Annotated in this window: 10 protein-coding genes; 4 read left to right on the top strand and 6 right to left on the bottom strand. The window is 73.0% G+C overall.

The genetic code is table 11. The features are described 5' to 3' along the window. Positions 1–26: 26 nt before the first annotated feature. On the bottom strand, positions 27–2,570 hold the full coding sequence (locus ABZ272_RS31515) for a bifunctional FO biosynthesis protein CofGH (RefSeq protein WP_355053583.1): 2,544 nt from the start codon (positions 2,568–2,570) through the stop codon (positions 27–29). Positions 2,571–2,872: 302 nt separating this feature from the next. Further along, a complete protein-coding gene (locus ABZ272_RS31520) occupies positions 2,873–3,898 on the bottom strand; it encodes a hypothetical protein (protein WP_355053584.1) in 1,026 nt (341 codons plus the stop codon). Positions 3,899–3,996: 98 nt separating this feature from the next. On the opposite strand from ABZ272_RS31520, the gene cofD reads away from it, so the two are divergent. Both cofD and ABZ272_RS31530 read left to right on the top strand, forming a co-directional pair. Then, entirely contained in the window at positions 3,997–4,968 is a 972-nt protein-coding gene (gene cofD, locus ABZ272_RS31525; protein WP_355053585.1) for a 2-phospho-L-lactate transferase, read from the top strand. Then, entirely contained in the window at positions 4,965–6,074 is a 1,110-nt protein-coding gene (locus ABZ272_RS31530; RefSeq protein ID WP_355053586.1) for a coenzyme F420-0:L-glutamate ligase, read from the top strand. The genes cofD and ABZ272_RS31530 overlap by 4 nt, the downstream gene beginning before the upstream one ends. Positions 6,075–6,100: 26 nt before the next feature. On the opposite strand, the gene ABZ272_RS31535 is transcribed toward ABZ272_RS31530, so the two are convergent. Continuing rightward, positions 6,101–7,099, bottom strand: coding sequence for a winged helix-turn-helix domain-containing protein (locus ABZ272_RS31535; RefSeq protein ID WP_355053587.1), 999 nt, complete (start codon positions 7,097–7,099; stop codon positions 6,101–6,103). 338 nt (positions 7,100–7,437) lie between these two features. On the opposite strand from ABZ272_RS31535, the gene ABZ272_RS31540 reads away from it, so the two are divergent. Continuing rightward, complete coding sequence (locus tag ABZ272_RS31540) at positions 7,438–8,022, top strand: NUDIX hydrolase (protein WP_355053593.1); 585 nt, start codon at positions 7,438–7,440, stop codon at positions 8,020–8,022. Between the two features lie 49 nt (positions 8,023–8,071). Here ABZ272_RS31540 and ABZ272_RS31545 read toward each other — a convergent pair whose 3' ends face one another. Then, a complete protein-coding gene (locus tag ABZ272_RS31545; RefSeq protein ID WP_355053588.1) occupies positions 8,072–9,163 on the bottom strand; it encodes a sugar phosphate nucleotidyltransferase in 1,092 nt (363 codons plus the stop codon). A 64-nt stretch (positions 9,164–9,227) separates the two neighbouring features. Continuing rightward, positions 9,228–10,373 (bottom strand): glycosyltransferase family 1 protein, encoded by a 1,146-nt coding sequence (locus ABZ272_RS31550; RefSeq protein ID WP_355053589.1) that lies wholly within the window; start codon positions 10,371–10,373, stop codon positions 9,228–9,230. A 152-nt stretch (positions 10,374–10,525) separates the two neighbouring features. On the opposite strand from ABZ272_RS31550, the gene ABZ272_RS31555 reads away from it, so the two are divergent. Next, positions 10,526–11,215 (top strand): TIGR03089 family protein, encoded by a 690-nt coding sequence (locus ABZ272_RS31555; RefSeq protein WP_355053590.1) that lies wholly within the window; start codon positions 10,526–10,528, stop codon positions 11,213–11,215. 550 nt (positions 11,216–11,765) lie between these two features. On the opposite strand, the gene ABZ272_RS31560 is transcribed toward ABZ272_RS31555, so the two are convergent. Then, positions 11,766–13,736 (bottom strand): acetoacetate--CoA ligase, encoded by a 1,971-nt coding sequence (locus tag ABZ272_RS31560; protein ID WP_355053591.1) that lies wholly within the window; start codon positions 13,734–13,736, stop codon positions 11,766–11,768. Between the last annotated feature and the right edge of the window lie 266 nt (positions 13,737–14,002).

Below are 14,002 nucleotides of genomic sequence, written 5' to 3' on the forward strand. Positions count from 1 at the left end.
GGCCGACGGCGGGAAAAGGTTCGACCTCAGCGCCGAACGTGACCGTATGCGGTCGTCCGCTTACGCGCCGGGCGCCCGGCCGCCGTCGCGATGGACCGCAACTGCTCCTCGGTTCGCGCCGAACCGTTGCCGGACCCGGCCATCCGGGAGATGGTCTCCTCCATGAGCGTGCCGCCCAGGTCGTTGCAGCCGCCCTGGAGCATCGCCACCGTACCCTCGTCGCCGAGCTTCACCCAGGAGCACTGAATGTTGTCGATCCGACCGTGCAGCAGCAGCCGGGACATCGCGTGCACCACCCGGTTCTCCCGCCAGGTCGGCCCGGGACGGGCGATGCCGGCCAGGTAGATCGGCGCGTTGGTGTGCACGAACGGGAGGGCCACGAACTCGGTGAACCCACCCGTACGGTCCTGCACACCGGCCAGCACCCGGAAGTGCGCGAGCCACTGTCCAGGGTGGTCGACATGGCCGTACATCATGGTGGAGCTGGACCGGATGCCCAGCTCGTGGGCCGTGCTGACCACCTCGACCCAGGCGGCGGCCGGCAGTTTGCCCTTGGTCAGCACCCAGCGCACGTCGTCGTCGAGGATCTCCGCGGCGGTGCCCGGAATGGTGTCCAGGCCGGCCTCGCGGAGCTGGGTCAGCCACTCGCGGACCGGCACGCCCGCCTTGGCGGCGGCGGTGACGATCTCCATCGGGGAGAACGCGTGCACGTGCATCTCGGGCACCCGCGCCTTGATGGCGCGGACGATGTCGGCATACCCGGTGACCGGCATCTTCGGGTCGATGCCGCCCTGGAGGCAGACCTCGCTGGCACCGGCCGCCCAGGCCTCCTGGGCGCGGTCGGCGACCTGGTCGACGGAGAGCCGGTAGGCGTCGGCGTCCCGCTCACGCTGTGCGAACGCGCAGAACCGGCAGCCCACGTAGCAGACGTTGCTGAAGTTGATGTTGCGGTTGACCACGTAGGTCACGTCGTCGCCGACCGCGTCCCGGCGCACGTCGTCGGCGAGGCGGCACAGCTCGTCCAGCGCCGGCCCGTCCGCCGCGAACAGCGCCAACGCCGCGTCGGTGTGGACCGGGTCGAGCAGCGCCGCCGGGTCGTCGGCCGCGAGCCGCAACCCGGCCGCAAGGTCACGGTCCGCGCCACTGCCGGCCGTCATCGGGGGTACGGCGACCCGGCGCGCTGCCGCCTCCGGGGTCACCTTGCCGGCGACCTCGGCCCAGTCGCCGTAGACGCTGTCGAAGTCACCGCGCCGGTCGTCGGTCCGGCCGGTGGTGTCGATGGTGGCGTGCAGATCGGTCCGCCCGCCGAACACCTCCTCCGGCTCCTGCCAGGGCCGGCCCTGCGGAAGGGCCGACTCGACCGCCATGCCGGTCTCCGGGTCGGCGAGGGCGGACACGTGCGGCAGCAGCCTCGGGTCGAGCCACGGGTCACCCGCCCGCACGTACTCGGGGTAGATCGTCAACCGCTCCCGCAGCGTGAACCCGGCCAGCTCGGTGTGCCGGGCCAGCTCCTCGATCTGGGGCCACGGACGCTCCGGATTCACGTGGTCCGGGGTGAGCGGCGAGACGCCGCCCCAGTCGTCGATACCGGCCCGCAGCAGCAGGTTGTACTCGCCCGCGATGAGGTTCGGCGGGGCCTGGATACGGGCCTTGGGGCCGAGCAGCAGCCGGGCCACGGCCACCGTGGCGGCCAGGTCGTGCAGCTCCGCGTCGGGCATCCCCCGCATCGCCGTGTCCGGCTTGGCGCGGAAGTTCTGCACGATCACCTCTTGGAGGTGGCCGTACTCCCGGTGGGCGCGACGGATGGCGAACAGCGCGTCCACCCGCTCGGCCGGCGTCTCCCCGATGCCGATGAGCAGTCCGGTGGTGAACGGCACCCCGACCCGACCCGCGTCGTCGAGCACCCGCAGCCGGACCGCCGGCTCCTTGTCCGGTGAGCCGTAGTGCGGGCCGCCCGGCTCGGACCACAGGCGGGTGGCGGTGGTCTCCAACATCATGCCCATGCTCGGCGCGACCGGCTTGAGCCGTTGCAGCTCCGACCAGGACAGCACCCCCGGGTTGAGGTGCGGCAACAGGCCCGTCTCCTCCAGCACGGCCACCGCGCAGGCGCGCAGGTAGTCCAGGGTGGAGTCGTAGCCGCGCTCGTCCAGCCAGGCACGGGCCGCCGGCCACCGCTCCTCTGGCCGGTCACCGAGGGTGAACAGGGCCTCCTTGCAGCCCTGCGCGGCACCCTCGCGGGCGATGGCCAGCACCTCGTCGCGGTCCAGGAACGGCGCCGGCAGGCGGTGCGGCACGGTGGCGAAGGTGCAGTAGTGGCAGCGGTCCCGGCAGAGCCGGGTCAGCGGGATGAAGACCTTCTTCGAGTACGTGACGACACCCGGCCGCCCCGCCTCCCGCAGCCCGGCGTCGCGGATCTGACCGGCCACCCGGAGCAGCTCGTCAAGCGCCTCACCACGGGCGGCGAGCAGCGCGGTCGCCTCGTCAAGGTCCAGCGCCCGGCCGGCGGCGGCCCGGCCCAGGGCCCGCCGAACGCTCGCCTCGCTCGGACCGGAGTGGGTGCGATCAACCATCCGCTCACCCTATGCGCAGCGCGAGCCCGCCCCACCCGACCCGGCCCGCAGGGCGGGAAACGGCACACGATCGTCGGTCGCCGGACCTTCCCGCCGCCGCCACGCGTGGCCGCCAGCCGCCCGGCGAACGGCGGGCACCCACCTCCGTTGCCGCCTTTGCTCTGCTTCAACGGAGGCAACACCCCGTGTCCGGATACCGGACACGGGGTGTTGCGTGGGTTGAAGCAGAGCAAAGGACGACGCGAAGGTGCCAGCCGCCGACGCGCGACCCGCCCTGCTCGGCGGGCCGTGCCAGCGTCGGATCAGCGCGGCTGGTCGGGGTGCTCCCCCGGCTTGATCTGCTGGGTGCGGTCGTTGTCCGGGTCGGCGGGGCGAGAGATGACCTCGGTCGGCTCGGCGGACTGACGCGGGATGGTCTGGGTCGGGTCGGCCGACGGCGGCTGCCCGAACGGCGGCGCGGACGGCGCGGACTGCGGACCCGGGTTGGCCGGCGGCGCGGACTGCGGGAACGGCGGCGCGGACTGCGGGGCCGGCGGGAACGGCGGCGCGGACTGCGGGAACGGCGGGGCGGACTGCTGGTGCGGCGGCGCGGACTGCGGAGCCTGGAACGGCGGCGACGGCTGGCCGTACTGGCCCGGGAACTGCGCCGGCGGGTACCCGCCCGGCTGACCCGCCTGCGGGTAGCCGCCCGGCTGACCCGCCTGCGGGTAGCCGCCCGGCTGGCCGGGGGCGGGCCAACCGGCCTGCGGCTGACCACCGGGCTGACCCGGAGCCGGCCAACCACCGTGCTGCTGCGGCCAGCCCTGCGGCGGCTGCCCGTAGACGCCCGGCTGCGGCTTGGGCTTCGGGACGTAGTAGAACGCCCGCCAGATCGTGAACACCACCCAGGCGGCCACCGCGAAGATCACCAGCCAGGCGAACCGGGTGAGTACGCCGAGCAGCGCGTCGAGCAGTTCCCCCTCGGCGAGCCGGCCGACCGTCCAGATCAGCATGGTGAGCGTTCCGAACAACGCGCTGACCGCGTACTCGCCGAGCGCCACCTGCGTGATGAGCTTCGCCTTCGGCAGCACCGGCGCGACGTGGGTCGCCAGCAGCACGGCCAGCAACGGCAGGACCACCGCCTCCACCCCGACGAACGAGAAGAAGGAACTGCCCGCCCGACCGGTGAAGTCGGTGTAGTCGGCGGGAATGAGCAGCCGGAGAAGCCCCACGAAGAGGAACACGGCGTTCGCGCCGAGCAGGGCGAGCGCACCCAGTTCGCGCAGTGGCTTGGTCAGCTGGCGGGCCTGCGTCGCGTCGGCGGACGCGGGCTCGGCGGGGCTGGTCACGAGCTCCCCCTCGGGGCATTGACGGACAGGGCGCACGTGAGCCTAGTCTCCCCGGGCACCGGCGGACCGGAGGCGTCACGTACGCGAGGATGGTCGACATGCGCATCGTGGTTCTGGCCGGCGGCATCGGGGGCGCCCGGTTCCTGCTCGGCGTCCGGGCGTACGCCCGCGAGGTCGGCGCCGAGGTGACCGCCGTGGTCAACGTCGGTGACGACCTGTGGCTGCACGGGTTGAAGATCTGCCCCGATCTGGACAGCGTCATGTACACCCTCGGGGGCGGCGCCGACCCGGAGCGGGGCTGGGGCCGGGTCGGTGAGAGCTGGACGGTCAAGGAGGAGCTGGCCGGGTACGGCGTCGAGCCCACCTGGTTCGGCCTCGGCGACAAGGACATCGCCACCCACCTGGTCCGCAGCACCATGCTCAACGGTGGTTACCCGCTCAGCGCGGTGACCGAGGCGCTGGCGAGCCGCTGGCAACCGGGCGTACGCCTGCTGCCGGCGACAGACGACCGGCTGGAGACCCACGCCATCGTCAGCGGCGGCGGTGAACCCGCTGCCGAGGACGACCAGGGCCAGCGGGCCATCCACTTCCAGGAGTGGTGGGTGCGGTACCGGGCGAACATCCCGACCCACCGTTTCGTGTTCGTGGGCGCGGAGACGGCGAAGCCGGCACCGGGTGTGCTGGACGCCATCGGATCGGCCGACCTGGTGCTCGTCGCCCCGAGCAATCCGGTGGTGAGCGTCGCGCCCGTGCTCGCCGTACCCGGGATGCGTGAGGCCGTGGTGGACGGCCCGGCACCGGTGGTGGGTGTGTCGCCGATCATCGGCGGCGCGCCGGTACGCGGTATGGCCGACCGCTGTCTCGAGGTGCTCGGGGTCGAGTGCAGCGCCGCGGGGGTGGGCCGCCTGTACGGTGGCCGGTCGGCCGGCGGCCTGCTGGACGGCTGGCTGGTCGCCGAGGAGGACGCCGACACGCTGGTGCCGGAGGTGACGGTCCGCGCGGTGCCGCTGCGGATGACCGACGAGGCGGCGACGGCGGCGATGGTCCGCGCCGCGGTGGAGTTGACGTGAGGCTGGAGATCCTGCCGGTGCTGGGCATCGGCCACGTGACCGAGGGCGACGACCTGGCGGCGTTGATCGCCACCGCCGCGCCGTGGCTGCGCGACGGCGACGTGCTGGTGGTGACCAGCAAGATCGTCTCCAAGGCGGAGGGGCGCCTGGTCGACGTCCCGGCGGACGGGCCGGAGCGGCTCGCCGCACGCGACGAGGTGCTGGCCGGCGAGACCGCGCGGGTCGTGGCCAGCCGGGGCGCGACCCGGATCGTGCAGACCCACCACGGGTTCGTGATGGCGTCCGCCGGGATCGACGCGTCGAACGTCGACAAGACCCGGCTGGTGCTGTTGCCCGTGGACCCGGACGCGTCGGCACGGGAGCTGCGCGCCGCGCTGCGGGAACGGTACGACCTCGACGTCGCGGTGATCGTCAGCGACACCATGGGCCGGCCCTGGCGCAACGGGCTGACCGACGTCGCGCTCGGGGTCGCCGGCATGCCGGCCATCCGCGATCACCGGGGAGAGGTCGACCCGTACGGCAACGAGCTCCAGCTCACCCAGATGGCCGTGGTGGACGAGCTGGCGGGCGCCGGAGAGTTGATCAAGGGTAAGTGTGACCAGGTGCCGGTGGCCGTGGTGCGGGGTTACCTCCCCGCCACCGGCGCGGACGACTCCGCCACCGGGGCGGACGACTCCGGCGGCGCGCGTGCGCTGGTCCGGGACGCCGCGCAGGACCTCTTCTCGTTGGGCACCGCCGAGGCCCGGGCCGCCGGACTGATCGACGCCGCGACCCTCGTCGAGACCGTCGGCCCCGAGCCGATCGACCCCGCCGCGGTGCGGCGGGCGCTCGACGCGGTGGCCGGGGTGGTCACCCCGGGCACGGTCTTCACGCTTGTCGACGAGGCGGAGGTACGCGCCGGCCTGGTCGCCGAGGTGCCCGGCTGGCCCGCCGACGCCACCGCGCTGGTGCTCGGCACCGCCCCGGCGCCGGTCGACCCGATGGACCTGGTCCGCTTCGGCGCCGACCTGCACCGGCTGCGCGTCGCCCTGGCCGCCGAGGGCGTCGGCTCGACGCTGCTGCCCCCACCCGCCGGTAGCCCAGCAAGCGCCGCCCTAGCCCTCTAGGTCCACGCCCCTGCCGGGGTCGGGGGTTAGGCCTCCAGGACGGCTCGGCCTAGCGGGGTCAGCGTGTGCAGCACGGTGTTGCGGTCGCGGTGGCTGACGAGCAGGCCGGCGTTGCGCAGAACGGTGGCGTGCTGGCTCGCCGCCGCCGGGGAGATGTCGAGCCGACGGGCCATCTCGCCCGTCGTACAGCCGTCGTCGCTGGCCTGGAGCACCGCGGCCCTGGTGCGGCCGAGAAGCGCGGCCAGCGAGTCACGGCCGGCGCCGGTCGCGGCCGACGCCTCGCCGTCGGCGGCGGCGAGGCCGCCCAGCCGGTCCACGGGATAGACCAGGACGGGCGGCAGCGCCGGGTCGAGCAAAGCGACCGGTGTGGGTGCGCAGAAGAACGACGGCACCAGCAGCAGCCCGCGCCCGTCCAGGTACAACTCGCGGCTGTGCGGGTAGTCGCGCACCTCGAGCACCCCGCCCGCCCAGCGCATGGTCGGGCGCAGGCTGGTCAGGAGGCCCTCGACGCCGCCGTCGAGGAGGGCGCGCGCCCGGCGGTTACGGTCCGCCGCGACGGCGGCCTGGATTCGGCTCCAGTACGGGCCGATCGCCAACGCCCGGTACTGCTCCATCGAATCCGCGAGGTGTCGCACCGTCGCCACGTCGCCACGGGCCAGTGCGGCGGCCGAGGCGGGCAGCTGGTTTTCGGCCGCCACCAGGGTCAGGTCCCGCTGGAGCACCTCGACCGGCGTGCTGCGAACCGCCTCCAAACCCGCCTCGAAACCTTCCACACTGGCGTACGGGGTGAGGAAGTCGGGGAAGTAGCCGCGCGGCGGATTCAGGGCGAAGAGCAGTCGGAGCTGGTCGGAGGCGATGTCCCGGCGTAGCCCGCGGGTCACGGTGTGCCGCCACGCCGACGTCAGCGGGTCGCGGTTGCGGCTCTGCAACGCGTGCAGGCTGAGGACCAGCTCCCAGACCGGGTCGGCCGCCGGTGCCACCCGGGTCCGGAGGATGTCCTCGCCGGTAAAGTGGATCTTCAGCATGGAGCACTCCCGTGCCGCCGGCAGAGGGATGCCGGACGACCATTTCGACTCTACCTGGCCGGCAGTTATCTCCATCTTTAAGCCTGGGCTGAAAAACCTCGACGCCCTCGGGGACGGTTGGGCATGCTTCGAGTGCCCGCGCACGGCACCGACGCGTCCTTGACGCGTTCGACGCCGGGGCACCGGGACTGGGGAGGACCGGTGATCGGGCGGCACCACGAGGGTCTGCGGCCCTTGCTCCGCAGAGGTGTCGTCCGGTCACCCCGCCGCACTGGTACGCGTCGCCGACCAGGCGGAGAGCTGCTCGCTCGTAGAGTGACGGGATGCCCGACACCGCGATGACCGCGCCCACCGTCGACCCCATCGATCCCACGACGTTCGCGACACTGCACGCCGACGCCGTCGCGCTGCTCGAAGGTTGGCAGCCGACCAGCTCGGCGTCGGCCGAGGCACGGGACCGCACCCTCGCGTTGCTCGCCGCCGGGCCGATCGCGATGAGCCGACAACACCGTCCCGGCCACGTCACCGCGAGCGCGCTGGTGCTGGACCCGACCGGGGCGCGGGTGCTGCTCTGCCTGCACGCCAAGTTCAGCCGGTGGGTGCAGCTCGGCGGGCACTGCGAACCGGTCGACCGGACCCTTGTCGGGGCCGCGCTGCGCGAGGCCACCGAGGAATCCGGCATCACCGGGCTGCGCATCGACCCGGTGCCGATCGACATCGACGTGCACGAGGTGCAGTGCCAGGGCGGCTCGCGCCACTACGACGTCCGGTTCGCCGTGGTCGCCCCGGCCGACGCGGTCGAGCAGGTCAGCGACGAGGCCGAGGCGCTGGGGTGGTTCCCGCCCGACCGGCTGCCCGAGCCGCTGGCCGGCGGGACCGCACAACTCGTCGAGCCGGCCCTCGCGGCCCTGCGCAGGTGGTGACGCGGCGCTGGCGACGAGAGCTTCCGCCGCCAGCATCACGCGCCGGACGTCAGACGTAGCCCTCTTCGCCGCGCTCCTTGAGCTCGTCGACCAGCAGCTTCACGTCCTGGGCCCGCTCGCGCGGACAGACCAGCACCGCGTCCGGGGTGTCCACCACGATCAGGTCACGCACACCGATGACCGCCACCAGCCGACCCGACTGTGGCACCACGACCAGGTTGGCGGTGTCCCGCAGCAGCACGCCCGGCTTGGCGTCCGTGCCGAGCACCACGTTGCCCGCGTGGTCGGCGGGGAGCACCTCGCCGAGGGTGTGGAAGTCGCCGACGTCGTTCCAGCCGAAGTCACCCGGTACGGTGGCGACCCGGCCGGCGGTGGCCGCGCCCTCCATCACCGCGTAGTCGACGGAGATCTTCGGCAGCGTCGGCCACACCGTGCCGAGGACGTCGTCCTGCTCCGGCGTACCCCAGGCAGCGGCGATCGCGGTGACCCCGGCGTGCAGCGCCGGCTGCTGACGGGCCAGCTCGGCGAGGAACACGTCCACCCGCCAGACGAACATGCTGGCGTTCCAGAGGTGTCGACCCGAGCGGACGTACGCCTCGGCGACCTCGGCGGCCGGCTTCTCCTTGAACTCGGCCACCTGACGCCACGGGGCGCCGTCGGTGGCGTCGTCGGTCTCCAGATAGCCGTACCCGGTCTCCGGCCTGGTCGGCGTGATCCCGACGGTCATCAGCATGCCCTGCTCGGCACCCCGGACCGCCTCCTGGACCGTACGAACCCAGCTGTCCGGGTCACGGATCAGGTGGTCGGCGGCGAAGCTGCCCATGACCGCCTCCGGGTCGCGGGTCGCGATCACCGCCGCGGCCAGCGCGATCGCCGCGCAGGAGTCCCGGGGGGACGGCTCGACCAGGATGTTCTCCTCCGGCAGCCCGGTGAGCTGCCGGGCGACCGCCGCGACGTGCGCGGCGCCGGTGACCACAAGGGTCCGATCCGGCGTGGTCAGCGGCGCGAGCCGCTCCACGGTCGCCTGCAACAGCGAGGAACTGGTGCCGGTCAGCGGGTGGAGGAACTTGGGGTGGCCGGCGCGGGACAACGGCCACAACCTTGTGCCGCTGCCACCTGCCGGGATGACCGCATAAAGCATCCGCACATCATGCCCGACGCATCGTCCCGCAGTGGCACGGGTCACCACGAGGGCGCCCGAACGGTCACGAACGGGCACGACTCCACGCGGCGATGTGCACCTCGGCGCTGGACTCCCAGGTGAACTCCTTGGCCCGGTCGAAGCCGGCCTTCGCCAGCGACAACCGGCGCTGCTCGTCGTCGAGCAGGGCGGCCAGGTCGGTGGCGATCTGGTCCGGGTCCTCCGAGGTGTACGCGACCGCGTCGCCGCCCACCTCGGGCAGCGACAGGCGGGGCGTGGTCAGCACCGGGGCGGCGCACGCCATCGCCTCCAGGATCGGCAGGCCGAACCCCTCACCGTACGACGGGTAGGCGGCGACCAGCGCGCCACCGAGGAAGCCGGGCAGGTCGCCGTACCGCAGGTAGCCGGGGCGCAGCAGGCGCAGGTGCGACGGAACCTCGGCCACCGCGCGGTCGATGTCGTCGTCGTGCCCCTGGCCGCCGGCGATCACCAGCGCCGGCGGGTCGGCCCGGTCGGCCACCGCACGAGCCCAACCCCGGATCAGATTGGGTACGTTCTTGCGCGGCTCCTTGGCGCCGAGGAAGGCGACGTAGCTGCTGTTGCCCAGCCCCAGCCGGGCACGTACGCGAGCCTTCTCCTCCTCGCTCGGCGCGTGGAAGGCGGCGTGGTCGACGCCGTGATAGGCCACGTCGATGCGGGTCGGGTCGGCGTCGAGCAGTCGGATCAGCTCGTCGCGGGTGGCCTTGCTGGGCACGATCACCCGGTCGGCGCGACGCAGGGACGTCTTGATGGCGCTCCGGAAGAACGTCCGGCGCGACTTGTCGTAGTGCTCCGGCTCGGTGAAGAACGTCGCGTCGTGCACGGTGACGGTCACCGGGCACCCGGCCCGCAGCGGGCAGGTGTAGAACGGCGAGTGCAGCACGTGCGCGCCGACCTGCTGGGCGAGCAGCGGCAGGCCGGTCTGCTCCCAGGCGAGGCGGGCCGGGCGGTGCGCCACGGCGGCCGGAGCGGGGATGATCTCCGCGCCGGGCAGCATCCGGGTGTAGCGCTCCTGGTCGGTGCGGAGGCTCACCACGGCCAACTCCACCCCCGACCCGCACACCTTGCCGAGGGCGCCGAGCAGACCGTCGACGTATCGACCGACACCACCACGGTCGGCGGGGACACTCGTGGCGTCGATGAGCACGCGGGGCGGGCGACCGGCGGTCACGGGGCGACTCCTTGAGGGTGGGTCTGTGGGGAACAACACTCCGGGGGTAAAGCCTACGCCGGAGTACGGGGCGGACGCTGACTGCGACCCGACCGTACGCCGACTTGTCATCGTCATCGAGTACGGGGCGCGGAGGCGTATCGTTCGCGCCGATGGCCGACAACATTGCCCGGGTCTTCGCCGACGCGATCGCGACCGACCCGACTCGACCGCTGCTGACCTGGTACGACGACTCCACCGGAGACCGCACCGAACTCTCCGGCGCGACCCTGGCGAACTGGGTGTCGAAGACCGCCAATCTCCTCGTCGACGAGGTCGGCCTGGCGCCGGGCACACCGGCCGGCGTGCTGCTCCCTCCGCACTGGCAGACCGCCGCCGTGCTGCTCGGCTGCTGGTCGGCCAAGCTGAGCGTCCTCGACACGCCGGGAGCCGTGGATGTCCTCTTCGCCGCCGCCGAGCGGTTCGACGAGGCGCAGTCCTGGGCGGCGGACGAACGCTACGCCCTGGGCCTCGCCCCGCTCGCCGCCCCACTGCGGCAGGTGCCGCCCGGCTTCGCCGACTACGTGGTCGAGGTACGCGGGCACGGCGACCACTTCACCCCGCAGCCCGGCCCGGGCCCCACCGACGCGCACCTGCTGGGCCGAGCCGAGGCCCGCGCCGACGAGCTGGGCATCGAACGGAGTGCGCGCCTCCTGGTCGACGCCGCCCGCTACCCCGACCCGGTCGACTGGCTCCTCGCGCCGCTGACCCGGGCCGCCACGGTGGTCCTCTGCGCCAACCTGGACCCGGCCCGCCTAACCGCCCGCCGGACCGCCGAAAAAGTCACCCACCCCCTCCCCTGACTCCGCCCCGAACCCCGCCCCCACTCTGCGCCCGCCGCCACTCCCGTGCCGCCGCCGCGCCCCGCGCCGCGCCGGTGCCCGTGCCGCCCAGCCCCGCGCCGAGCCGCCCCGTGCCCGTCCGCCCGCGCCCACGCCGCTCTCCAGGGACAGCCGGGCCGCCCGGTCGCGCCCCGCGCCTGCCCGCGCCCGCCCGCGATCTTGCAGTTTCGGTGGCCGATACGCGTGGAATGCCCCTTAAGCGGCGACACAAAGTGCAAGATCGCGGGCTCCAGGGCACGGCTGCGTCGATCATAGAGTCGTGGTGGACGAATAGCAGGTATATGCACCCTTTGCGAGGCACCACAACTCCATGATCGACGCCTGCGGGGGCGGGAGCCGGGGCCTGCGGGCTCCGGAGCGCTGAGGTCAGGGGTCGGGGCGCCAGGGTCCTAGGTCGGGTCGGGGCGTCGAGTCCGGGTCCGGGGCTCAGGGTCCAGGGCTCAGGGTCCAGGGCTCCGGAGTCGGGGGGGTCGGGATCCGGGGTCGGGGGGTCGGGGTTGGGGGGTCGGAGTCAGGGGTGGGGGCGGGACTGGGCGAAGGTGGCGAAGGCGGTCAGGGACTCGGGATTTGCCAAGGCGCCCTTGGCGGCCGCCGCGTCGACCGGGGTGCCGGTGAGGATCTTCTTGACCGGCACCTCCAGCTTCTTCGCCGAGAGGGTCCGGGGCACCGCGCGTACCTGGTGGATCTCGTCGGGCACGTGTCGGGGGGAGAGCGCCGTACGCAGCTCACGGCTGATCTTCGCGCGCAGCGCGTCGTCCAGTTCCAGGCCGTCGGCCAGCACGACGAAGAGCAGCAGCTCGCCTGCGCCGCCCTCGTCGTCCTCCAGGTGCACGACGACCGAGTCGACGACCTCGTCGAGCCCTTCGACCACCGAGTAGAACTCGGCGGTGCCGAGTCGTACGCCGCCGCGGTTGAGGGTGGCGTCGGAGCGTCCGGTGATCACGCAACCGCCTCGGGCGTTGATGGTGATCCAGTCGCCGTGTCGCCACACACCCGGGTAGACCGAGAAGTACGCCTCGGAGTAGCGGACGCCGTCCGGGTCGTTCCAGAAGCCCACCGGCATGCTCGGCATCGGCTCGGTGATCACCAACTCGCCCAGTTCGCCGATCACCGGGGTGCCGTCGGCCGAGCGGGCCTCCACCTTGGCACCCAACGCGCGGCAGGCGATCTCGCCGGCGTACACGGGCAGCAGCGGCACCCCGCCGACGAAGCCGGTGCACACGTCGGTGCCGCCGGACAGCGACTGGAGCTGCACCTGGTCGCCGACCGTGTCGTACACCCATTGGAAGCCCTCGGCGGGCAGCGGCGCACCGGTGGAACCGACGCCGCGCAGCGCGGACAGGTCGGCGATCTCGCGCGGCACCACGCCGGCCTTGCGGCAGGCCAGCAGGTACGGCGCCGAGGTGCCGAAGTAGGTGGTGCCGGTCTCGGCGGCCAGTCGCCACAGGCCGCCGAGGTCGGGGTGGCCGGGGTTGCCGTCGAAGAGCACGATGGCCGCGCCCACCGCCGGCCCGGAGACCAGGAAGTTCCACATCATCCAGCCGGTGGTGGTGAACCAGAAGAACCGGTCGGACGGGCCGAGGTCGTGGTGCAGGGCGAGCATCTTCAGGTGTTCCAGCAGGATGCCGCCGTGGCCGTGGACGATCGGCTTGGGCAGCCCGGTGGTGCCCGAGGAGTAGAGCACGTACAGCGGGTGGTCGAACGGGACCGGCGTGAACGTCAACGGCTCGTCGGTGGGCGCGGCCAGGTCCGCCCAGTCGAGGACGCCGTCGGGCGTCGGGCCGTTCGGGTCGAGGTACGCGATGCCGACGGTGTGCCGTACCGACGGAAGGGCGGCCCGGATGGCGGCGACCTCGGCCCGCCGGTCGACGGGCTTGTCGCCGTACCGGTAGCCGTCCACGGCGACCAGAACCGTCGGCTCGATCTGCTGCCACCGGTCGGTGACGCTGCGGGTGCCGAACTCGGGCGCGCAGGACGAGAAGATCGCGCCCAGGCTGGCGGTGGCGAGCAGCAGGACGTACGTCTCGGGAATGTTCGGCGCGTACGCCGCCACCCGGTCCCCGGCGGTGACGCCGAGCCGGCGCAGGCCGGCCGACACCCGGCGGACCTGCTCCCGCAGTTCGGCGGCGGTGAGGGTGACCGGCGGTCGGGTCTGGCCGTGCGCGATGACGACGGGGTCGTCGTCGGCGCGGCCCGGCATGCGCAACACGTTCTCGGCGTAGTTGAGGGTGGCGTCGGGGAACCAGCGGGCGCCGGGCATCACCCGCTCGGCCAGCGTGGCGGTCGGCGGGGTGTGCGCGATGACCTCGAAGTGGTCCCAGATGGAACGCCAGAAGACGTCCAGGTCGGTGACGGACCAGCGCCAGAGCGCGTCGTAGTCGGCGAAGTCCAGCCCTCGGTGTTCCCGCAGCCAGCGCAGGTAGTCGCCGATGCGGGACCGCTCGAGCACGTCCGCCGGCGGCGTCCACAGCACGTCACCCACTGCTCCACCCTCCCCCCGGCCGCACGACACTGTGCATGGGCCGTGGCGCCATCTTGCCCTACCTCGAAGCGCCATTCTGCGCACCGGGTGGGCCGACCGACGCGTGCCCGGCCCACACTCCACCGCGCCAACCCATGTGGGTGAAGGAAGGGCCCCTTACTAACGCTGAGCGGGCGGTTTCAAGGGGTCGTTGCAACACGTTGGCTAGTCATTGACGGCTAGGAGCTTAGCGAGGCGCTCGGCTGGGGTGTCCCAGCCGAGCGTTT

Origin of the sequence: Micromonospora sp. NPDC005979, from assembly GCF_040614415.1 — a bacterium.
Classification (GTDB): Bacteria; Actinomycetota; Actinomycetes; order Mycobacteriales; family Micromonosporaceae; genus Micromonospora.

Excerpts from the sequence above, each read along its gene's own strand:
- ABZ272_RS31515 (WP_355053583.1), bottom strand. The coding sequence starts at position 2,570 with ATGGTTGATCGCACCCACTCCGGTCCGAGCGAGGCGAGCGTTCGGCGG.
- cofD (WP_355053585.1), top strand. The coding sequence starts at position 3,997 with ATGCGCATCGTGGTTCTGGCCGGCGGCATCGGGGGCGCCCGGTTCCTG.
- ABZ272_RS31535 (WP_355053587.1), bottom strand. The coding sequence starts at position 7,099 with ATGCTGAAGATCCACTTTACCGGCGAGGACATCCTCCGGACCCGGGTG.
- ABZ272_RS31540 (WP_355053593.1), top strand. The coding sequence starts at position 7,438 with ATGACCGCGCCCACCGTCGACCCCATCGATCCCACGACGTTCGCGACA.
- ABZ272_RS31545 (WP_355053588.1), bottom strand. The coding sequence starts at position 9,163 with ATGCTTTATGCGGTCATCCCGGCAGGTGGCAGCGGCACAAGGTTGTGG.
- ABZ272_RS31555 (WP_355053590.1), top strand. The coding sequence starts at position 10,526 with ATGGCCGACAACATTGCCCGGGTCTTCGCCGACGCGATCGCGACCGAC.